The following is a 22,124-nucleotide window of genomic DNA, read 5'->3' as shown; positions in this document are numbered from 1 at the left end:
CGTGATCACCGGTGCCGATCGCTCGGGTTCCCGGGCGACCGGCCTCCGGGGACGGTGTCCTGAGGGCTTCTCCGGTGGGTGTGGTGTCCTTGTTGGGGCCTGTCCCTGTAGGTGTGCGACTAGGAGTGCGACAACTGCCCGGCGCCGCCCTGCCTGCGTATCCGCTCCTGTGCCCGCTCGGCGGAACGCGTCTGGCGACGCGCCCTGCGCCGCTCGCGCCGCAGCGCGCGTGCCGTGCTGCTCGGCACCGACACCACGCCGTTGCGCTGATTCCACACCTGGCGTGTCACCCAGACGTCGAGCGCCCCCCAGGTGGCCACCACCGTGCTCGCCAGGCTGCTGAGCACCATCGGGAACGCCAGCCATGAGCCGGCCAGCGTGCACAGGAAGGCCACCATCGCCTGGACCAGCGTCACGGCGATGATCAGCACGGCCCGCACGGCCGCTGTACGCACCGGATCGGGCATCCGGCGGCGCCGTGCGCTCTCCTCGATCCACAACGGACGGTATTCCGGACGGTCTTGTGTCTCGACGGAGTCGTTACCTCGCCGCCCGCGGACCTCCGCCGTCGCGGCACCCTCGCCCGCCGGAACGTCGCGGCCACCCGGTCCGACGCCAGCGTCCGCCGGAATGTCGCGATCCGGTGCTTCGGGGCCCTGTCGCGCCGTCAACTGCGCGGCCAAGCCCTCGTCGAGCATCCCGCCCCGCTCCGCCGTGCCCATCAATGTGTCACTCCCCACCGCCAGCAGACCCCTCGCCCCGTGTCCGAAGACCCGGCTCCCCAGTGGTTGCCCGGCTTGCGCTGTTTTACGCCGCCGGGGTGCGGGATACGGCTCCTGTGGCCGATTCCGCCCCCATTTCCCGTAGAGAAGGACGAACAACTCGCCCCGAAGATTCCCGTCGAGCGCAAAATTCCGGCCAACAGACCAGGTGGGCCGACCTGGTTCGGTGTCGCGGTCCACGCCCGATTCGAGGAGGCAATCTCCCCCAATGACCGGACAACTCCGTATGTCTCGCCGGCAGTACGGAAGTTCATCCTCCGGACTGCTCTTCGAGTTAACTGTGTGTCGGTAGTAGGCTCGCGACGTTTGTTGACGCACATGCGTACCCCCTTACCGGTGGGGGTCGAGCTGGGGGAGGCCATGCGCTTTCGCGGGAAGTCCATCCGCCGGAAGATCGTGGCGCTGCTTCTCGTGCCCTTGGTGTCACTCACCGCGATCTGGGCCTTCGCCACGCTGCTGACGGGCCGCCAGGTGCAACAGTTGTTCAGCGTCTCGTCCGTCGTGGAGAAGATCGGCTATCCCACCGAGGACACCATCCGTGTGCTCCAGCAGGAACGCCGGCAGACCCTCGTCTACCTCGCGGACCCCCGCGCCTCCGACGGGCTCGCCGCCCTGAGGAGCAGCCGGACGGCCACCGACAAGGCCGTCGCCGAGATCCGGGCGAACGCCGAGGATCCCGACGCGCGCGACGCGCTGGACCAGGACGACACCGAGGACCTCACGGCGGTCCTCGACGCCTTCGAGGGTCTCGACGCCCTGCGCGGCAGCGTCGAGAACGGGACGGTCAACCGCTCCCAGGCCCTCGACCTCTACAACCGCCTGGTCGACCCCTGCTACGCCCTGCTGGCCACCCTCGACGTGGTCGACAGCGTGGAGATGGACAAGGAGTACCGCGCACTCGTCAACCTCGCCCGCGCCCGCGAACTGCTCTCCCGCGAGGACGCCCTGCTCGGCTCGGCCCTGGTCGTCGGCAAGCTCTCCCGCGACGAGGCTCGCGACGTCGCCGATCTCGTCGCCCAGCGCACCCTGATGTACGACATCAGCCTGGCGCAGCTGCCCTCGGCGGAGAGCGACCGCTTCGAGCGCTTCTGGAAGAACGCCGCCACCGCGCCCCTGCGGGTGGCCGAGGAGTCCGTGATCGCCACGGGCACGGGCTCGCCCCGCGGCGTCAGCGCGAAGAGCTGGGACACGACGGCCGGCCATGTCCTCGACGAACTCGGCACACTCGACGACGAGGCGAACGACCGCTACCAGGACCGCGTCGGCCCCGTGGCGATCGGGGTCATAGTCAAGGCGGCCGTCGCCGGGGTCCTGGGACTGGTCGCCCTTCTGGTCTCGCTGGTCCTGTCCGTGCGTATCGGCCGCGGCCTCATCCGCGACCTGCGGCAACTGCGCGCGGAAGCGCACGAGGCGTCCGGTGTGCGGCTGCCCAGCGTGATGCGCCGCCTGTCCGCGGGCGAGCACGTCGACGTGGAGACCGAGGTTCCGCGCCTGGAGTTCGACAAGAACGAGATGGGCGAGGTCGGCCAGGCCCTCAACACCCTGCAGCGAGCCGCCGTCGAGGCCGCCGTCAAACAGGCCGAACTCCGCGCCGGCGTCTCCGAGGTCTTCGTCAACCTCGCCCGACGCAGCCAGGTCCTCCTGCACAAGCAGCTCACCCTGCTCGACACGATGGAGCGCAGGACCGAGGACACCGACGAACTCGCCGACCTGTTCCGCCTCGACCACCTCACCACCCGTATGCGCCGCCACGCGGAGGGCCTGGTGATCCTCTCCGGCGCCGCCCCCTCCCGCCAGTGGCGCAAGCCCGTCCAGCTGATGGACATCGTGCGCGCCGCCGTCGCCGAGGTCGAGGACTACGAGCGCATCGAGGTCCGCCGCCTGCCACGGGTCGCCGTGACCGGTCCCGCCGTCGCCGACCTCACCCATCTGGTGGCCGAACTGCTGGAGAACGCCACGGTGTTCTCCCCGCCGCACACCGCCGTGCAGGTGCTGGGCGAGCGCGTCGCCAACGGCTTCACCCTGGAGATCCACGACCGCGGCCTCGGCATGGCCGCCGAGGCGCTCCTGGACGCCAACCTCCGGCTCGCGGAGACACCGGAGTTCGAACTGTCCGACACGGACCGGCTCGGCCTGTTCGTGGTCAGCCGGCTGGCCCAGCGGCAGAACGTCCGCGTCTCCCTGCAGCCCTCCCCGTACGGCGGGACCACCGCCGTGGTCTTCATCCCCGACGCCCTGCTGACGGACGACGTCCCCGACACCAACGGCATCGGCTTCCGCCTCGACCGGGACCGGCCATCCAAGGAGGCCGAGCTGGAGGAGAGCCGCAAGGCCGCGCTCTCCCAGATGCCCGTCCAGCTTCCCGGCCTGGCGCCCGCTCTCCTGGACGGACCGGTCGAGCTGGAGGCACCCGTGGATCTGGATGCCCTCGACGACTTTCCGGGCTCCCTCGGCGACGACAGCGAACGCGGCGGACTCTTCCGCCGCCGGGGCTCCCTCGGCGGCCCCGACACCGAGCCGCCGGGCCCGCGTGTCCCCGAGACCTACGGCGGACCGGACCGGGCCGACGGGGACGACCAGCACACTGGCCCCGTCTCGCTGCCCCGTCGCCGCACACCCAAGCTCGTCAGCTCCCACGGACGCCCGGTCACCGAGCACCGCTCACGGCGGGACGAGGGGGACGAGGCGCAAGGGGTACCTACGACAGACCCGGCGCTGAGCCGGCCGGAGCCCGAAGGGGTGGCACCGTTGTCCGACCGCCGCCGCGGTGATTCGCCCCTCCGACCGGGCAACGGCACGGCCGACCGCCGAGGTGAGCACGCCGCGTCCCCCGGCCGCAGCCCGGGCGGAGGGTCGGAGCCCCCCGTCCTGCCCAGACGCACTCGACGTGCCGCGATCGCGTCGAGCGGCCTGGACGACACCGGCCGCGATCCCGGTCCCGAACCCCAGGACAGCGGCTCCGCGGCGGGCGGGCTACCCCGGCGAGTACGGCAGGCCAGCCTGGCCCCGCAACTGAAACAGGGCCCCGAGCGGCGCACCCAGGATCCGGCGGAGCTCGCCGATCGCGATGCCGACGAGGTGCGCAGTCGTATGGCCTCGCTCCAGCGCGGCTGGCAGCGCGGCCGCGAGGAGAACGCCGCGGGCGACGACGCCCACAGCGGCACAGCACCACAACGAACGAACAAGGGGGACGATCGATGACCGCACCGAAGGCGACCGGCCACACGGGGATCAACAAGTCCGTCGAACTCAACTGGCTCCTCGACGACCTGGTGGACCGGGTCGCCAGCATCCGCAAGGCCCTCGTGCTCTCCGGCGACGGTCTGCCGACGGGGGTGTCGCAGGACCTGACCCGGGAGGACAGCGAGCATCTGGCCGCCGTGGCCTCCGGTTTCCACAGCCTCGCCAAGGGTGTGGGCCGGCACTTCGAGGCGGGCAGTGTGCGGCAGACGGTCGTCGAACTCGACGAGGCCTTCCTGTTCGTCACGGCTGCCGGCGACGGGAGCTGCCTGGCCGTCCTCGCGGACGCGGACTCGGACGTCGGCCAGGTCGCCTACGAGATGACGCTCCTCGTCAAACGGGTCGGTGTGCATCTGGGCGCCGCTCCGCGCACCGATGTGTCCTCTGGCGGGTAGTGGGATGACATGAGCGGAGACGGTCAGGGAAGTAGCCACTGGTTCGACGACGACGCCGGACCGGTCGTCCGTCCGTACGCCATGACGCGCGGCCGCACCAGCCATGCGGCCCAGCATCGCCTCGATCTGATCGCGGTGGTGGTCACGGAGGTACACGCGGACGATCCGGAGGCGGACCAGACGCTGTCCCCGGAACACGTGGACATCGTCGAACTGTGCCGTGACTCCCCGCAGTCGGTCGCCGAACTCGCCGCCGAACTCGATCTGCCCATCGGTGTGGTGAGGGTCCTCATAGGGGACCTGGTGGACGAGGAACTCGTCCATGTGACGCGTCCGGTTCCGCCCGCCGAGCTGGTGGACGAGAGCATCCTGCGCGATGTGATCAGCGGTCTGCGGGCGTTGTGACCAAGGGCTGGATCGCCCGCCCCGCCCACCATGGCGGGGCGGTGTGGACCGGGCGCTGAGGCGGCCCCTCCCGTTATGATCTGACTGATCGTCGACGACCATCGGCGGCCTGGTGACCACGGGCCCGCGGACACGGTTTCGAGCAATGCGATCCGGGAGACGTACGTGACGACGGGCTGGCAGTTCTGGGTCGACCGAGGCGGCACCTTCACCGACATCGTCGCGCGACGCCCAGATGGCCGCCTGCTCACCCACAAGCTCCTCTCGGACAACCCGGCGCGCTACTCCGATGCCGCGGTAGCGGGCGTACGCGAACTCCTGGACGGCTCCCAGGACCCTCTGGACTCCGTCCGCATGGGCACCACCGTCGCCACCAACGCCCTCCTGGAACGCAAGGGCGAGCGCACCCTTCTCATCGTGACCCGCGGTTTCCGCGACGCCCTGCGCATCGCCTACCAGAACCGCCCGCGCATCTTCGCCCGCCGCATCGAACTCCCCGAGTTGCTCCACGAGCGGGTCGTCGAGGTCGACGAGCGCATCGCCGCCGACGGCACGGTCCTGCGCGCCCCCGACCTGGACGCCCTCGCCGGGCCCCTCCAGGAGGCGTACGACGACGGGATCCGCGCCGTCGCGGTGGTCTGTATGCACAGCCACCTCCACCCCGCACACGAGCAGGCCGTCGGTGAGCTGGCCACCGCCGTCGGTTTCCCGCAGATCTCGCTGTCCAGTGAGGTCAGCCCGCTGATGAAGCTGGTCCCGCGCGGGGACACCGCCGTCGTCGACGCCTACCTGTCGCCCGTCCTGCGCCGCTACGTCGAGCACGTCGCCGCCGAACTCCAGGGCGTACGGCTGATGTTCATGCAGTCCAACGGCGGTCTCGCCGAAGCCGGGCAGTTCCGCGGCAAGGACGCCATCCTGTCCGGTCCCGCGGGCGGCATCGTCGGCATGGCCCGCATGTCGCAGCTGGCCGGTTTCGACCGGGTCATCGGATTCGACATGGGCGGCACGTCCACCGACGTCTCCCACTTCGCGGGCGAGTACGAACGTGTCTTCACGACACAGATCGCCGGCGTCCGCCTGCGCGCGCCCATGCTGGACATCCACACCGTCGCGGCCGGCGGCGGCTCCGTCCTTCACTTCGACGGCTCCCGCTACCGCGTAGGGCCGGACTCGGCGGGCGCGGACCCGGGCCCCGCCTGCTACCGGGGCGGCGGCCCGCTGGCTGTCACCGACGCCAACGTCATGCTCGGCCGCGTCCAACCCGCCCACTTTCCCAAGGTGTTCGGCCCCGACGGCGACCAGCCCCTCGACGAGGCGCTCGTCCGCGACCGCTTCGCCACCCTGGCCCGCGAGATCAACGAGCGGACCGGGGACGACCGCACCCCCGAGCAGGTCGCCGAGGGCTACCTGCAGATCGCCGTCGCCAACATCGCCAACGCCGTGAAGCGGATCTCCGTCCAGAAGGGCCACGACGTCACCCGGTACGCCCTGACCACCTTCGGTGGAGCAGGCGGTCAGCACGCCTGCATGGTCGCCGATTCGCTCGGCATCCGCACCGTCCTCGTGCCGCCCATGGCAGGTGTCCTCTCGGCGCTCGGCATCGGTCTCGCCGACACCACGGCCATGCGTGAGCAGTCCGTCGAGGCACTCCTGGAGACCGCCTCGATGGCGGCCGTGCTCAAGACGGCCGACGACCTGGAGGCCGCGGCCCGCGCCGAACTCCTCGCCGAGGACGTCCCCGAGACCCGGATCGAGGTCACCCGCAGGGCGCAGCTCCGCTACGACGGCACCGACACCACCCTCACCGTCGAGCTCACCGAGCCCGACACGATGAGGCACACCTTCGAAGAACGTCATCGCGCCACGTACTCCTTCACGCTCGACCGCCCGATCGTCGTCGAAGCCCTCTCCGTGGAAGCCACCGGCATCACCCAACCCCCCGATCTCTCCGTGCTCGCCCCTTACACAGCGGCCCGCGAAGGCCGCTCCACCACCCCGGAGACGGTCAGCCTCCACACCGGCGGCGCCCGGCGGGACGTACCGCTCCACCGCCGTGAGGATCTGCCCCCCGGCGAGACCGTCACCGGCCCCGCGATCATCACCGAGGCCGGCGCGACGACCGTCGTCGACGAGGGCTGGCGGGCCGCGGCGACCGATGACGGGCATCTGGTCATGGAACGCGCGGCGATTACGCAGAGTTCCGATCTCGACACAAAGGCCGATCCTGTTCTGCTTGAGGTCTTCAACAACCTCTTCATGTCGATCGCCGAACAGATGGGCGCGCGGCTGGAGTCCACCGCCCAGTCGGTCAACATCAAGGAGCGCCTGGACTTCTCCTGCGCCCTCTTCGACCCCGACGGAAACCTGGTGGCCAACGCCCCGCACATCCCCGTCCACCTGGGCTCGATGGGCACCAGCGTCAAGGAGGTCATCCGCCGGCGCGGCCCGGCGATGCGCCCCGGCGACACCTACGCCGTCAACGACCCGTACCACGGCGGCACCCACCTCCCCGACGTCACCGTCATCACCCCCGTCTTCGACACGGCGGGTACGGGGAGTACTGCGGCCACGGAGAGTGACCGGATCCTCTTCTACGTCGCCTCGCGCGGCCACCACGCGGAGATCGGCGGCATCGCGCCCGGCTCGATGCCCGCGAACAGCCGCTCCATCGAGGAGGAAGGCATCCTCTTCGACAACTGGCTGCTCGCCGAGAACGGCCGTTTCCGCGAGGCGGAGACCCTCCGCCTCCTCACCGAGCCGCCCTATCCCTCCCGCAATCCGAAGACGAACCTCGCCGACCTGCGCGCCCAGATCGCCGCCAACCAGAAGGGCGTGGACGAAGTCGGCCGCATGATCGAGAACTTCGGCCTCGACGTCGTCCAGGCGTACATGAGGCACGTTCAGGACAACGCCGAGGAAGCCGTACGCCGCGTCATCGACACCCTGGAGGACGGCGCGTACGCCTACGAGACCGACTCGGGTGCCGTCATCCGGGTACGCGTGCGCGTGGACCGCGAAAACCGCTCCGCGACTGTCGACTTCACGGGCACCTCACCACAGCTGACCAGTAACTTCAACGCCCCCTTCGCAGTGGTCAACGCGGCCGTCCTGTACGTCTTCCGCACCCTGGTCGACGACGACATCCCGCTCAACGACGGCTGTCTGCGCCCCCTCGACATCGTCGTACCGCCCGCTTCCATGCTCGCGCCCGAGCCACCGGCCGCCGTCGTCGCGGGCAACGTGGAGACCTCCCAGGCCATCACCGGCGCCCTCTACGCCGCGCTCGGCGTCCAGGCCGAGGGCTCCGGGACGATGAACAACGTGACCTTCGGCAACGACCGCTACCAGTACTACGAGACCGTCGCCTCCGGATCCGGCGCGGGCGACGGTTTCCCCGGCGCGCCCGTCGTCCAGACCCACATGACCAACTCACGGCTCACCGACCCCGAGGTGCTGGAGTGGCGACTGCCCGTCCAACTGGACGAGTTCGCCGTCCGGCCCGGCAGCGGTGGCGCCGGGCGGTGGCGTGGCGGAGACGGCGCGGTGCGGCGGATCCGGTTCCACGAGCCGATGACCGTCTCCACGCTCTCCCAGCACCGCAGGGTCCCGCCTTACGGCATGGCGGGCGGCGAGCCCGGCGCGTTGGGCGCCAACCGCGTGGAGCACGCGGACGGTACGGTGACCGCACTTGGCGGAAGTGATGCGGCGGACGTCGGCCCCGGAGACGTACTCGTCATCGAAACCCCCGGCGGCGGAGGCTATGGTCCACCGTCGCCCGACCCCCATCAAGCAGGAGAAGAGATCGATGATCTTCGGGCGTTCTGAGCGCGGCAAACCCCCGGTCGAGCCCGTCACGCTCAAGATCCTGGTGGCCGGCGGATTCGGTGTGGGCAAGACGACCCTCGTCGGCGCGGTCAGCGAGATCAGGCCGCTGCGGACCGAGGAACTCCTCACCGAGGCCGGTCGCCCGGTCGACGACACAAGCGGTGTGGAGGGCAAGAACACCACGACCGTGGCGATGGACTTCGGCCGCATCACGCTGCGCGAGGACCTGGTGCTGTACCTCTTCGGCACACCCGGCCAGGAGCGGTTCTGGTTCATGTGGGACGAGCTCTCCGAGGGCGCGCTCGGCGCCGTGGTACTCGCCGACACGCGCCGCCTGGAGGACAGTTTCGCCGCCGTGGACTACTTCGAGCGGCGCTCCATACCCTTTGTCGTGGGCGTCAACTGCTTCGAGGGAGCGGCCCGTTACCCGGAGGCGGACGTCCGCCAGGCCCTCGACCTGGACAGCCATGTGCCGCTCCTGCTGACCGACGCCCGCGACCGGGAGTCCGTCAAGGAGGTCCTCATCGGTGTCGTCCAGCACGCCATGGCGTACGCGGCGGACCGCCGCCAGCGGGTGACCACCTGACAGCGCGCACGGCCCGTACCCCCGCCGACCGGGGTATGGGCCGTGCGCTGTCCATGGGCTCACGCGCGTACGCGCGCGTGGTGCACGCGAGCTGTACGCGCGCGTGCCTAGTTCTCGCCGTCCTCCAGCCAGCCGAAGCTCTTCTCCACCGCCTTGCGCCAGTTGTGGTACTCGCGGTCACGCACCGACGCCTCCATGGCGGGAGTCCACTCGACGTCCTTGCGCCAGTGCGACTTGAGCTCGTCGAGGTCGTTCCACACCCCGGTGGCGAGCCCCGCCGCGTAGGCGGCGCCCAGGCAGGTCGTCTCGGAGACCTTGGGGCGGATCACGGGCACGCCCAGCACATCCGCCTGATGCTGCATGAGCAGGTTGTTCTTCGTCATGCCGCCGTCCACCTTCAGGGTCGTGATGTGCACCCCGGAGTCCTGGAACATGGCGTCCACGACCTCGCGCGTCTGCCAGCTCGTCGCTTCCAGCACCGCGCGCGCGAGATGCCCCTTGGTGACGTACCGGGTGAGCCCGGTGATGACACCGCGTGCGTCGGAGCGCCAGTACGGCGCGAACAGACCCGAGAACGCCGGCACGATGTACGCGCCCCCGTTGTCGTCGACGCTCGCCGCGAGGGTCTCGATCTCGTCGGCGCTGCGGATGATGCCGAGCTGGTCGCGGAACCACTGGACCAGCGCGCCCGTTATGGCGATGGAGCCCTCCAGGCAGTAGACGGCCGGCTCACCGCCGATCTTGTAGCCCATGGTCGTCAGCAGCCCGCTCTTGGACGGCACGGGCCGGTTGCCGGTGTTGAGCAGCAGGAAGCTGCCCGTGCCGTAGGTGTTCTTCGCCGTGCCCACGTCGTAGCAGGCCTGCCCGAACACCGCCGCCTGCTGGTCACCCAGGGCCGACGCGACGGGCACACCGGCGAGTTGGCCTACGGCGGTCCCGTACACCTCGGAGGAGGACCTGATCTCGGGGAGGACCGCTTCGGGGACGTTCATCGCGGAGAGGATGGACGGGTCCCACTGGAGGGTCTCCAGGTTCATGAGCATGGTGCGCCCGGCGTTGGTCACGTCGGTGACGTGGTGCCCGCCGTCCGTGCCACCGGTGAGGTTCCAGATCAGCCAGGAGTCGATCGTGCCGAAGGCGATCTCGCCGCGCTCGGCGCGGGACCTGAGCCCGGGCACGTTGTCGAGCAGCCAGGCCGCCTTGGGCCCGGAGAAGTAGCTGGCCAGCGGCAGACCCGTCTGATCGCGGAAACGATCCTGCCCGTCCGTACCGCCCAGTTCGTTGCACAGGGCCGCGGTGCGCGTGTCCTGCCACACGATGGCGTTGTGGACCGGCTTGCCCGTGGCGCGGTCCCACAGGACCGTCGTCTCGCGCTGGTTGGTGATGCCGAGCGCGCTGATCTGGTCGGCGCGCAGACCGGCCTTGGCGATCGCCCCGGCGACCACCGCCTGCACCTTGGACCAGATCTCGGTGGCGTCGTGCTCCACCCAGCCGGGCTTGGGGAAGATCTGGCGGTGCTCACGCTGGTCGACGGCGACGATCGCGCCGTCCTGGTTGAAGACGATGCAGCGGCTGGAGGTGGTGCCTTGGTCGATTGCGGCGACGTACTTCTGGGCGTTGTCCGGCATGACGTCCCCTTCGTCAGAAGGCTGCGTTGTAGATCACGGCTCCGATGGCGGCACCCGCGATCGGTCCGACCACCGGGATCCAGGAGTAACTCCACTCCGATGTGCCCTTGTTGGGAATGGGCAGCACCGCATGGGCGATGCGCGGACCCAGGTCGCGGGCGGGATTGATGGCGTATCCGGTGGGGCCCCCGAGCGAGAGACCGATCCCGACGACCAGGAAGGCGATGAGCAGAACGGGCAGGCCCGCGTCCCCGATGCCCGCGACGTGCTTGTCGCCGCCGACCAGCGCCAGAATGGGCAGCATCAGAGCGGCCGTGCCGATGATCTCGGTGATCAGGTTCTGCACCGGGTGGTAGATCTCGGGCCTCGTCGAGAAGATCCCCAGCGTCTCCATTCTCGTGTCCTCCTCGGCGTTGAGGTTGAACTGCCCGAGGTAGACCAGCCAGCAGAGCACGGCCCCGATGAAGGCCCCGGCGAACTGCCCGAGGAGGTAGTACGGCACGTCTTCCCACTTCGTCGTGCCCTCGATGGCGAAGCCGATCGTCACGGCCGGGTTGATCTGTCCGCCCGAGAGCGGAGCGGACGTGTAGGCCCCGGCCAGAACGCCGAAACCCCAGCCGAAGGTGATGACGATCCAACCGCCGTCCTTGGCCTTCGACTTGTGCAGAAGTACGGCGGCGACCACGCCGGCGCCGAAAAGGATCAGTATGGCTGTGCCGATCAGCTCGCCTACAAAGATGTCTCCGTTGCTCATGGCGGCTCCTAGGCCCTGGCCCGGGACGATCGGTCCCGGCGCTCTGGCGGGGTGCGGGTTCCCTTGGCGAACAGCCGAAGGCAGGAACGGTCCCGCGCTCCGCCCGGCGTCCGTGACGAGCGTGCCGTCGCAGCCGAATCGCCCGCGGGGGAGTGAGCCCTCAAGTCGAGGGACCCGCGCGGCGCAGTGCCTGGATACGCCGAGAATGTACGGCGATGTCGGCTGACACCGGGAAGTTTTCACCGGCACCCAGGGAGCGTCAAGGTCGCCGACGGCAACGGTGACAGCTGCCCGCACGCGCGCGTGCGGGGCGAGTTGGGCTGTCCCTCAGCCCCTGCCCGGCTCCGCCACCGCGCGCTCGGTCTGGGCGGGCAGCGCACCGCGCCGGATCTCGTGCCCGGGCAGTCCCGCGCGGGCCAGCACCCAGCTCGCCCCCAGCAGCGACTTCGCGGCCTTCTTGAGCGGCGCCAGAAAGGCCGCCGCCTGCCGGTGGTCCATCACGCTGCCCGGCACGCACACGACCGTGGCCAGCGACAGCGTGATGGCATGCCCGCCCGCCGACCAGGGCGTGTCCAGCACGGAGGCGACCAGCGGGTCGAGCCACTCCGGGTCGGCGAGCACGAGGAAGTCGTCCCCGCCGATGTGGCCCACGCGCGTGCTGCCGGACGCCGCGTGCTGCAGGGCCTTCCCCACCGAGCGGATCAGCTCGTCGCCCGCCGCGAAACCGGCCCCGTCGTTGACCTGCTTGAAGTGGTCGACATCCAGCCAGCTCAACGCGAACGTCCGCCCGTCGGCGATGCGCCGGTCCACCTCACCGGTGATGGCGTCCGAACCGGGCAGCCGCGTCAGCGGATTGAGCCCCGCCGCCTCCTCGACGCGGGTCTCCGCCAGCGCCCGTACGAGGTCCGCGAGCCGTACGACGCCCACGCACCGCCCGTACCGGTCCACGACCGCCACATCGTCCGACGTACGGTCCCGGTCGCCGACCGCGACCACGTCCAGGACCTCCCAGGCGGTGGCGTCGACGCCCACCGTCCGCGGCGGATCGCCCAGCTTCGCGGCCGGGCGGTCGGCGTACAGGGCATGCCCGTAGCGCCCCGACATCGACAGCAGGAAGCGCGAACGGTGCACCGAGCGGACCGGCATGCCGGTCGCGTCCACGAGCAGCACTCCGGACACCTCGGGCGACCCGGTCAGCAGCGCCCGCACCTGGCCCGCGGACGCGGTCGCGGGCAGCAGCGCGGCGGGCCGTACGAACTCCCGCACCGTCGGCCCCGAACGCTGCATCACCGCGAGTCCCTGGGGGCGGGGCGGAACGTATACGTCCGCCACGGGCCGCCGGGCAGGCGGTGCGAACAGGTCACCCTGGGCGAGTTGCGCACCGGCCGACTGCGCGGCCGCACACTGCAGTTCGGTCTCCACGCCCTCTACTGCGAGCAGGGCTCCCAGTTGGTCGCACAGGGTCCGCATCGCCCGCACCGCCGCGGGCCGCGCAAGCAGTGAGGCGTCGAGTTTCACCAGGTCCGGCGCGAGATCCGTGAGCAGCCGCAGCGGTACGTCCCCGTCCCCGATGCCGTCCGCACTGATCCGGAACCCCTGATCCCGCAGCGCGGCGACCGCCTCAAGGAGTGCCCGGTGCGGCACGTGCGTGTAGGGCGGCCCGATGTCGATCGTCACTTCCCAGGGCAGCCGCCCCGCCTCGCGTACGGCGTTGTGCAGCGGGGTGAGGCCGCCGAGGTCGGCGAGGGTGCCCGCGAACACGTTGACGTGCAGCGGCAGAAGCGTCTCCTTGCGAGCCGCCGCGCGCACCGCCAACACGGCCAGCCGACCGTCGAGTTCGGGATCGCGACGGGCTTCGGCCAGGATGTCGCCGGCCTCCGGGCGGGCAAGGATCTCCAGCCCCGCCACTCCGCCGGTCGTCAGATTGACCACCGGTTGGAAGGCGAAGCGGAGAGTGTCCGTCCAGGAGCGCACGGGAGCATGATGGCTCTCCCGGCGTACGCCCAGGCCCAGTTCATAAGACGTTCACGCAGGATTCCGGGTTGATCACACAGCGTACGGAAATGTGCCGACACCGCCCGTAAGCTCGTGACATCGCGCCGGCGGCCTGTGTGGTCGCCGTCCGCCCCTCAGCACACCGCGACCACCGCGGACCCGTGCCCGAACAGCCCCTGGTTCGCCGTGATCCCGGCGCGCGCGCCCGCGACCTGCCGGTCGCCCGCGTCTCCCCTCAACTGCCAGGTCAGCTCGCAGACCTGGGCGATCGCCTGCGCCGGAACCGCCTCGCCGAAGGAGGCCAGCCCGCCGCTCACGTTCACGGGTATACGCCCGCCGAGGGCCGTCGCGCCCTCGCGCAGCAACTTCGCGCCCTCGCCCTCGCCGCACAGCCCCAGATCCTCGTACCACTGCAACTCCAGGGCGGTGGACAGGTCGTAGACCTCCGCGAGGGACAGGTCCTCGGGCCCGATGCCCGCCTCCTCGTAGGCCGCGCGCGCGATCGACGCCCGGAACGTCTCGTCGGCGGGCGCCACCGCCACAGCGGAGTCCGTCGCGATGTCCGGCAGGTCCAGCACGGTGCTGGGGTAGCGCGGTGTGACCGTGGACACCGCCCGGATCCGCACCGGATCAGCCGCTCCGTGCCGACGCGCGAACGCCATGCTGGACAGCACCAGGGCCGCTCCGCCGTCCGAGGTCGCGCAGATGTCGAGCAGCCGCAGCGGATCGGCCACCACCGCGGAGGCGGCGACCTCTTCGGCGCTGACTCGCCGGCGGTAACGTGCGTTCGGATTCAGCGCGCCCAAGGCGGCGTTCTTCACCTTGACCTGGGCGAAGTCCTCCGGCGTGTCTCCGTGCACGGCCATCCGCCTGCGCGCGTACAGCCCGAAGTATGTCGGATTGGTCGCTCCCAGGACACGGAAGCGCAGCCAGTCCGGGTCGTCGGGCCGGTCGCCGCCCGCGGGCCGGAAGAACCCCTTGGGCGCGGCATCGGCACCCACCACGAGCACGACGTCCGCGAGCCCCGAGAGGATCTGTGCCCGCGCGGTGTTGACGGCCTGCGCCCCGGACGCGCACGCCGCGTACACGCTCGCGACCCGGGCTCCCTGCCAGCCCAACGCCTTGGCGAACGTCGCTCCCGCCACATACCCCGGATAACCGCCACGCACAGTGTCCGCGCCGACGATCGAGCCGACCTCCCGCCAGTCCAGACCGGCATCGGCGAGTGCCGCACGGGCCGCCGTCGCGCCGTACTCGACGAAGCTGCGCCCCCACTTGCCCCACGGGTGCATGCCCGCGCCGAGCACCGCCACCTCTCCGGTCACGCTGTCACCCCCGTCGGACGCCAGTGCCAGGTCATCCAGGTCGTCTCCGCGTCCTCATGGAGCACACCGGGAACGACCTCGACCTCCATACCCACCGTCAGATCGGCGACGGTGACCCCGGGAACCGCCTGTCCCAGCACCACGATCCGCTCGGACTCCAGCTCCACAGCGATCAACGCGTACGGTTCCCACGGAAGTTCCGGATCGGTCACATACGGTGACGGAGGCCGGTACCGGCTGTCCGTGTACGACCAGACACGCCCGCGCCGCGACAGCGGAACCTCCTTCAGGTCACCGCCCGAGCATCCCGGATTGCGGCAGTGCGCGTCCTCACGGGGGAAGAAGACCGAGGCACAGGCCGAGCAGCGCGTACCCAGGAGCCGGAAGTCGTCCTCGTCGCCCGCGAACCATCCGGCGACCACAGGTGTACGTGTACGCGACAAATCCCCTCCACGGCAATGGATCTGACGGAACGTCAGAAGTGTGTCACGGGCGACCGAAAATGTGCAGGGCGTCACAGAGAACCGGACAGCCCTGTTTGGCGTCGTCGTATCGGGAGGGGCGGCCGGGGCTCACGGGGGTGGCTCCGGCCGTCCCTCCGCACATGCCGTCAGGCGGTACGCGCACTGCCCCCATCACTCGTGGGACCACCCCCGGAGGGCGCCGTTCCGCTGATCGGATACAGTCCGCCGGGTGTCCGAAACTCAGCGCTCCACCCCCAACTCCGCGCCCGACTCACACTGTTCGAGCTGCGGAGCGCCCTACGGGGAGGGCATAACCGGCTGGCCCCGCACCTGCCCCGTTTGCGCCACCGTGGCCTACCGCAACCCGCTGCCGGTCGCGGTCGCCCTCCAGCCCGTGTACGACACGAAGGGCACCGCCCTGGTCGTCATCACCCGAACCGTCTCTCCCGCGCGCGGGGGCATCGCCTTGCCCGGCGGCTACATCGACGACCGCGAGGACTGGCGACTGGCCGTCGTTCGCGAGCTCAAGGAGGAGACGGGCATCGATGCGATGAGCCGCGAGGTACGGCTCGTCGACGCGATGAGCTCGCCGGATGGGCACCTCCTGCTCTTCGGGCTGCTTCCGGAACGTCCTGCCGAGGGGCTGCCGCAGTCGGCGGCCACGAACGAGACCGAGGGCTGGCACCTGCTGCGCAGGCCGGAGGAACTCGCTTTCCCCCTGCACACGCTGGCCGCGCGGGCCTGGTTCGAGGGCCGGTACATCTGAGCTCAGCGCTCCCCCGCCCCGCGTACGCGCACGGGGTAGGGCGGCTCGCTCACCCCGTCCTCCCCCTCCCGCTCGACGACCACCCGCCGGCCCTCCCAGCGGGCGACGTAACGCTCGATCTCCGGCTCGGCCCACCCGTCGCCCGCATCCGCCACGACCAGCCCGCCCCCGGCCCGACCACGGGCAGGAGCCCACACCTCCAGTTCCAGCCCGCCATCGGCGCCGCGTACGGGAATGACGGCTCCCGCGCGCGCCAGCACCGGAATCCGCGACAGAGGGGCGTCGACCAGCACCTGCGCCGGCCCCTCGTACGCCTGCTCGGTGACGGTGTCGTACCAGAGCCCCCGCGGCAGCTGCACCGCACGCCTGTCCGCACCCGGGTCCAACACCGGCGCCACCAGAAGGCAGTCGCCCAGCAGGAAGGCGTCCTCGCAGTCCCGCAGCGCCCGGTCCTCGGGCGCACCCCACCACAGTGGACGCGCGTAGGGCGCCCCTGTTCGCCGTGCCAAGTGGGCGAGGGTCATGAAGTACGGCAGCAGCCGCCGGCGTTCGACGAGCGCCACGCGCGCGTGCTCCAGCACATCGGCACCGAACTCCCACGGCTCTCTGCGCCCGGCGCGCAGACTCGCGTGCGTGCGGAACAGCGGCAGATACGCCCCCAGCTGGAACCACCGCAGATACAGCTCGGGCGAGGGACTGCCGTCGAAGCCGCCCACGTCCGGCCCCGAATACGGCACACCGCACAACCCGAGCCCCATCACCAGCGCCAGTGAGGCCCGCAGCCCGGGCCAGCCCGTGGCCACATCACCGGACCAGGTGCCCCCGTAGCGCTGCATCCCGGCCCATCCCGACCGGGAGAAGAGGAAGGGACGCCCCTGAGGGGCCAGTTCACGCAGCCCCTCGTAGCCCGCCCGGGCCATGCACAGCGCGTAGACGTTGTGCGCCTCACGATGGTCACCGCCCCGCCCCTCCAGGGAGTGCCGCGCCGAACGCGGCAGCGTCGACTCCCCGAACGCGGCGAACGACGTCGGCTCGTTCATGTCGTGCCAGAACCCCGCGAAGCCCTGCGCCAGGCGCTCCGCGTACAGCCCGCCCCACCACTCACGCACGCGTGCGTGAGTGAAGTCCGGATGGACCGCCTCCCCGGGCCACACCACTCCCCTCACGAGCCGCCCCGAGGCGTCCCGTACGAAGGCGTCCGCAACCGTCCCGCTGTCGTACACGGCGTTGCCCGGCGCGGCCTTGACCGCGGGGTCGACGATCGACACCAGCCGGATCCCGTCCCGCCGCAGCTCCTCGGCGAGCATGGGCAGCTTGGGGAAGTGCTCGTGGTCGACGGTGAACACCTGGTGCGCGTCGTAGTGGTCGATGTCCAGATGGACGGCATCGAGTGGCAGACCGCGCTCCTGATACCCCGCGACGATCCGCCGTACCTCCTGCTCGCTGCCGAAGCCCCACCGCGCGTGATGGTGGCCGAGCGCCCACGTGGGAGGCAGCGCGGGCGCGCCCGTGAGCGAGGCCCAGGCGTGCAGCACGCGCGCGGGGGTGCCCACGATCACCCAGCAGCGCAGCGGACCGCCGTCCATCCGCAGCTCGCTCGTCCCGTCCCGGTCATGCCCGGAGCCGGCACCCTCCTCGCCCTCCCGCAGCGTCACCGTGCCGTCCCACGAGGTGTCGTGGAACACCAGATGCGTGGCGGCGTCGGCCACCACCAGTTGCACCGGCATCGTGATGTACAGCGGATCGTCACCGGGGCCGAAGGCGTGTCCGGGGTCGGTGTTCCACAGTCGGTACGTGCCGCCCCGCAGCCGTGGACCGGAAGCGCGCCCGCCGAGCCCGAAGAATCTCGCGTCGGCCGCCACTTCCGACCGCTGCATCCAGCGCGCCGCCCCGCCTCCCACCGGTTCCCACCAACGAGGCGGCAGATCCCGGCGCAGTGTCACGCCGCCCGGGGTGCACACCTCGATCGCACCGTGCCGCGAGACGGAGACCGTCACTCGTTCGGCCACCACCCGCCAGCCGCCGTCCTTGTCCGGCTCCAGCACCGCCCGGGGATCCGGCTCGGGGCAGCGGCCGGCCAGGGCGTACGACGGTTCCGGGCCCGCCCCGTCCCAGCCCCAGAAGACGGCCCCGTTCACGGCCACAGTGATCCGCAGCTCGGAGCGGCTGAACCGGACGAGCCCGCCACCGGGCCCGGGCTCCACCTCCCGCACGGGCCCCGGCACCCGCGCGCGTTCGGCACCCCGAGACGGCAGCCCGGAGGCGTCGGCACGCCTCCTCCGCCACGCGGCACGTACGGTGCGCACCCCCTGGGCCGCCCCCGCCGAACCGACCGCCTTCACCGAACGCACCAGGTCACGACCGTCCATGCTGCTCAGCCTGCCATTGACGGCGCCCGATGGGCGTCCCGTTCAACTGCCGTTCACCCGTGGCGAGACCACATCTTCACGACACGGACTATGTGGGGCGCGCCCTGGTGTCGGAGTCGATCACATGGCATCGTCCGAGATAGCCGCGTCACGCGCACACCCCAGCCCGTGCGCGTCCGACGCACACGACGCGCACAGTCCGGGAGCCGCCCCATGTCGACCGTGAACCCCCTGCCGCTCTGGCAGCCAGATCCGGAACGCATCGCCCAGGCACAGATCACCAAGTTCCAGGCCTGGGCCGCGGAGCACCACGGAGCCCCCGCCGGGGGCGGATATCCGACACTGCACCGTTGGTCCGTCGACGAGCTCGACGTCTTCTGGAAGGCTGTCACGGAGTGGTTCGACGTGCGGTTCTCGACCCCCTACGCGCGCGTACTGGGCGACCGTGCGATGCCCGGCGCTCAGTGGTTCCCAGGAGCGACCCTGAACTACGCCGAGCACGCCCTGCGCGCGTCCGCGACCCGCGCGGACGAACCGGCCCTCCTGCACGTCGACGAGACCCACGAAGCGCGCCCAATCGCCTGGTCCGAGCTGCGCCGCCAGGTCGGCTCCCTGGCCGCCGAACTGCGCGACCTGGGCGTACGGCCAGGAGACCGCGTGAGCGGCTATCTCCCGAACATCCCGCAGGCCGTGGTCGCCCTGCTCGCGACAGCCGCCGTGGGGGGCGTGTGGACGTCCTGCGCCCCCGACTTCGGCGCCCGCAGCGTCCTGGACCGCTTCCAGCAGGTCGAACCGGTACTCCTGTTCACCATCGACGGCTACCGCTACGGCGGCAAGGAGCACGACCGCCGCGACACGGTCGCCGAACTGCGCCGCGAACTGCCCACCCTGCGCGCCGTCGTCCACATCCCCGTCCTCGGCACCGAGGCCCCCGAAGGCGCCCTGGAGTGGTCGGCCCTGACCTCCTCGGACGTGGAGCCCGTCTTCGAGCAGGTCCCCTTCGACCACCCCCTGTGGGTGCTCTACTCCTCCGGCACGACAGGCCTGCCCAAGGCCATCGTCCAGTCCCAGGGCGGCATCCTCGTCGAGCACCTCAAGCAGCTCGGCCTGCACTGCGACCTGGGGCCCGAGGACCGTTTCTTCTGGTACACCTCGACCGGCTGGATGATGTGGAACTTCCTCGTCTCCGGCCTCCTGGCCGGTACGACGATCGTCCTCTACGACGGCAGCCCCGGCTACCCGGACACCGGCGCCCAGTGGCGGGTCGCCGAACGCACCGGGGCGACCCTCTTCGGCACCTCGGCGGCGTACGTCATGGCCTGCCGCAAGGCGGAGGTGCACCCCGCGCGTGACTTCGACCTCGCCAAGGTGAAGTGCGTCGCCACCACCGGATCTCCACTGCCTCCCGACGGCTTCCGCTGGCTGCACGACGAGGTCCGTGACGACCTGTGGATCGCCTCGGTCAGCGGCGGCACGGACGTGTGCTCCTGCTTCGCGGGAGCCGTACCGACCCTCCCGGTGTACATCGGGGAGCTCCAGGCGCCCGGCCTTGGCACCGACCTCCAGTCCTGGGACCCGAGCGGCAAGCCCCTCGTGGACGAGGTCGGAGAGCTCGTCGTCACCAACCCCATGCCGTCGATGCCGATCCGCTTCTGGAACGACCCCGACGGCAGCCGCTACCACGACAGTTACTTCGACACATACCCCGGCGTGTGGCGGCACGGCGACTGGATCACCGTCACCTCCCGAGGCTCCGTCGTCATCCACGGCCGCTCCGACTCCACGCTCAACCGCCAAGGCGTACGCATGGGCTCGGCCGACATCTACGAGGCCGTCGAACGGCTCCCGGAGATCAAGGAATCCCTCGTCATCGGCGTCGAACAGCCCGACGGTGGCTACTGGATGCCCCTCTTCGTGCACCTGGCCCCCGGAGCCGTCCTCGACGAGCCCCTCCTGGGCCGCATCAAGCGGACCATCCGCGAGCAGCTCTCACCGCGCCACGTCCCCGACGAGGTCATCGAGGTACCCGCCGTCCCGCACACCCTCACCGGAAAGCGCATCGAGGTCCCGGTCAAGCGCCTGCTCCAGGGCACTCCGCTGGAGAAGGCGGTCAACCCGGGATCGATCGACAACCTGGACCTGCTGCACTTCTACGAGGACCTGGCCCGCAATCGCTCCTGATCGATCGCGTCGCGACAGCGATCAACCTCCGTAGGTGGCCTCGGACTCGCCGAGCACGGCGGTGAAGTCCGAGGCCAGCCGTGCCGCGTCCGCCGGTTCGAGTTCGGCGACGGAGATGCGCACCCCGGGCGCGGACGAGAGTCGGAAACGCGCCCCCGAGGCCAGCCACCAGCCGTATGACCGCAGTCCGTTCACCACGGCCGACTCGTCCCGCGCGGGCACCCACACATTCATCCCGCTCGCTCCGTGCGCCTCGATTCCCCGCTCGCCGAGCTCCCGGAGCAGAGCGTTCCGGCGCAGTGCATAGGTCTCCTGAGCATGCGCCACCAACGCGCGCGTGCCCTCATCGGTCATCAGCCCGTACACCGTCTCCTGGAGCAGATGGCTGACCCAACCGGACGTCAGCAGCATCCGCCCGTCGTGCCGGGCCAGCGTCGTCGGATCACAGGCCGCAGCCGCCCACCGCAGATCGGTCCCCAGGAATTTGCTCACCGTCCGGACATGCACCCAGCGCGTCAACCCGCCTGCGGCAAGCGTCCTCAGAGGCGCGTCGGCCACAGCCGACGCGTGATCGTTCTCCACGACCAGCACATCGGGCTGGGAGCTGAGCACCTCGACGAGCGCGCCCCGGCGTGCCACGGAGAAGCACCCGCCGTACGGGTTCTGGGCCCGCGGACTGCACACCAGCGCTCGCGCGCCGGCCCGCAGCGCCCAGCGAAGAGCTTCGGGACGCACCCCCTCGTCATCCACGGCCACCGGGACGCTGCGCAGCCCCAACGCCGTGACCAGGTCCAGCAGATGGTGATAGCCGGGATCCTCCATGGCGACGGCATCGCCGGGCCGCAACTCCACGGACAGCAGCCGCCCGATCAGATCCAGCGCGCCATGCGCGAATGTCACATGCTCCACGGGCACACCGTCGGGCCGAAGCCAGTCCCGTACGGCCTCCTCCAACCGGGCCAGTCGGGGCGTGGACCGGTGGGACCGGGCGCCGGGGGAGAGCCGTGACGGCGGCACCAGACTGGGCAGCATCCGGGGATCCGGGTGGCCGCCGGCCAGGTCCCGCAGTCCTTCCGGGACCTTGGGCGGTCGCCGTGAGGCCACCGCCGGAGCCGCCGCGACCACGGTTCCGCCCCGCCCGCGCGTGACCACGATTCCCCGCTGCCGCAGCTCCTTGTAGGCCGTGGCGACCGTCCCCGGACTCACCCCGAGCTCCTCCGCGAGCTGTCGCACCGGAGGCAGCGCGGCGCCCGGCTCCAACGATCCCTCGACCACGCCGCGTTCGACGGACGAGGCAATCCCCTTGGCTGTCGCACCAGTGATCCCATATTGTGTTGCCACGTTGCAAAGTATGTATCAATACATACTTGAAGGCAAGGGGGAGCAGTGGATCGAACGCATTCCGCAGC

Annotated in this window: 15 protein-coding genes; 7 read left to right on the top strand and 8 right to left on the bottom strand. The window is 70.7% G+C overall.

Annotated elements, in window-relative coordinates; all coding sequences use genetic code 11:
• Positions 1–119 precede the first annotated feature (119 nt).
• The gene (locus tag AC5DRG_RS08750) at positions 120–722 is read right to left on the bottom strand and encodes a hypothetical protein (protein WP_491812997.1); all 603 of its coding nucleotides are present in this window, start codon (positions 720–722) and stop codon (positions 120–122) included.
• A gap of 420 nt (positions 723–1,142) precedes the next feature.
• Here AC5DRG_RS08750 and AC5DRG_RS08745 point away from each other — a divergent pair, with 420 nt between their 5' ends.
• The 5 genes from AC5DRG_RS08745 (at position 1,143) to AC5DRG_RS08725 (ending at position 9,233) form a co-directional block, all read left to right on the top strand.
• Positions 1,143–3,983 carry a nitrate- and nitrite sensing domain-containing protein gene (locus tag AC5DRG_RS08745; RefSeq protein ID WP_491812996.1) on the top strand — a complete coding sequence of 947 codons (2,841 nt, stop codon included), beginning with the start codon at positions 1,143–1,145 and terminating at the stop codon, positions 3,981–3,983.
• Positions 3,980–4,417 (top strand): roadblock/LC7 domain-containing protein, encoded by a 438-nt coding sequence (locus AC5DRG_RS08740; protein WP_491809420.1) that lies wholly within the window; start codon positions 3,980–3,982, stop codon positions 4,415–4,417. Before AC5DRG_RS08745 ends, AC5DRG_RS08740 begins: the two co-directional genes overlap by 4 nt.
• A 9-nt stretch (positions 4,418–4,426) precedes the next feature.
• Positions 4,427–4,822: a DUF742 domain-containing protein gene (locus tag AC5DRG_RS08735; RefSeq protein ID WP_491809419.1), complete on the top strand. Its 396-nt coding sequence runs from the start codon at positions 4,427–4,429 to the stop codon at positions 4,820–4,822.
• Between the two features lie 165 nt (positions 4,823–4,987).
• Positions 4,988–8,647 carry a hydantoinase B/oxoprolinase family protein gene (locus tag AC5DRG_RS08730; RefSeq protein WP_491809418.1) on the top strand — a complete coding sequence of 1,220 codons (3,660 nt, stop codon included), beginning with the start codon at positions 4,988–4,990 and terminating at the stop codon, positions 8,645–8,647.
• Complete coding sequence (locus AC5DRG_RS08725; protein ID WP_491809417.1) at positions 8,628–9,233, top strand: GTP-binding protein; 606 nt, start codon at positions 8,628–8,630, stop codon at positions 9,231–9,233. The genes AC5DRG_RS08730 and AC5DRG_RS08725 overlap by 20 nt, the downstream gene beginning before the upstream one ends.
• Positions 9,234–9,340: 107 nt before the next feature.
• Here the strand turns inward: AC5DRG_RS08725 and glpK are convergent, their stop codons facing one another.
• From glpK to AC5DRG_RS08700, 5 genes are all read right to left on the bottom strand, one after another.
• Positions 9,341–10,861, bottom strand: a complete 1,521-nt coding sequence (gene glpK, locus AC5DRG_RS08720) for a glycerol kinase GlpK (protein WP_491809416.1) — start codon at positions 10,859–10,861, stop codon at positions 9,341–9,343.
• A 13-nt stretch (positions 10,862–10,874) separates the two neighbouring features.
• Positions 10,875–11,615, bottom strand: coding sequence for an MIP/aquaporin family protein (locus tag AC5DRG_RS08715; RefSeq protein ID WP_491809415.1), 741 nt, complete (start codon positions 11,613–11,615; stop codon positions 10,875–10,877).
• A 327-nt stretch (positions 11,616–11,942) separates the two neighbouring features.
• Positions 11,943–13,589, bottom strand: coding sequence for an EAL domain-containing protein (locus AC5DRG_RS08710; protein ID WP_491809414.1), 1,647 nt, complete (start codon positions 13,587–13,589; stop codon positions 11,943–11,945).
• Between the two features lie 155 nt (positions 13,590–13,744).
• A complete protein-coding gene (locus AC5DRG_RS08705; RefSeq protein WP_491809413.1) occupies positions 13,745–14,935 on the bottom strand; it encodes a lipid-transfer protein in 1,191 nt (396 codons plus the stop codon).
• Entirely contained in the window at positions 14,932–15,357 is a 426-nt protein-coding gene (locus AC5DRG_RS08700; protein WP_491812995.1) for a Zn-ribbon domain-containing OB-fold protein, read from the bottom strand. Before AC5DRG_RS08700 ends, AC5DRG_RS08705 begins: the two co-directional genes overlap by 4 nt.
• A 271-nt stretch (positions 15,358–15,628) precedes the next feature.
• On the opposite strand from AC5DRG_RS08700, the gene AC5DRG_RS08695 reads away from it, so the two are divergent.
• Positions 15,629–16,165: an NUDIX domain-containing protein gene (locus AC5DRG_RS08695; RefSeq protein WP_491809412.1), complete on the top strand. Its 537-nt coding sequence runs from the start codon at positions 15,629–15,631 to the stop codon at positions 16,163–16,165.
• Between the two features lie 2 nt (positions 16,166–16,167).
• Here the strand turns inward: AC5DRG_RS08695 and AC5DRG_RS08690 are convergent, their stop codons facing one another.
• Positions 16,168–18,534 carry a glycoside hydrolase family 31 protein gene (locus tag AC5DRG_RS08690; protein ID WP_491809411.1) on the bottom strand — a complete coding sequence of 789 codons (2,367 nt, stop codon included), beginning with the start codon at positions 18,532–18,534 and terminating at the stop codon, positions 16,168–16,170.
• 213 nt (positions 18,535–18,747) lie between these two features.
• Here AC5DRG_RS08690 and AC5DRG_RS08685 point away from each other — a divergent pair, with 213 nt between their 5' ends.
• Positions 18,748–20,715, top strand: a complete 1,968-nt coding sequence (locus AC5DRG_RS08685; protein ID WP_491809410.1) for an acetoacetate--CoA ligase — start codon at positions 18,748–18,750, stop codon at positions 20,713–20,715.
• Between the two features lie 21 nt (positions 20,716–20,736).
• Here AC5DRG_RS08685 and AC5DRG_RS08680 read toward each other — a convergent pair whose 3' ends face one another.
• On the bottom strand, positions 20,737–22,056 hold the full coding sequence (locus tag AC5DRG_RS08680; protein WP_491809409.1) for an aminotransferase class I/II-fold pyridoxal phosphate-dependent enzyme: 1,320 nt from the start codon (positions 22,054–22,056) through the stop codon (positions 20,737–20,739).
• Between the last annotated feature and the right edge of the window lie 68 nt (positions 22,057–22,124).

It is taken from the genome of Streptomyces sp. JLBG701 (assembly GCF_058544905.1).
This window is presented reverse-complemented; position numbering and strand designations above follow the sequence as displayed.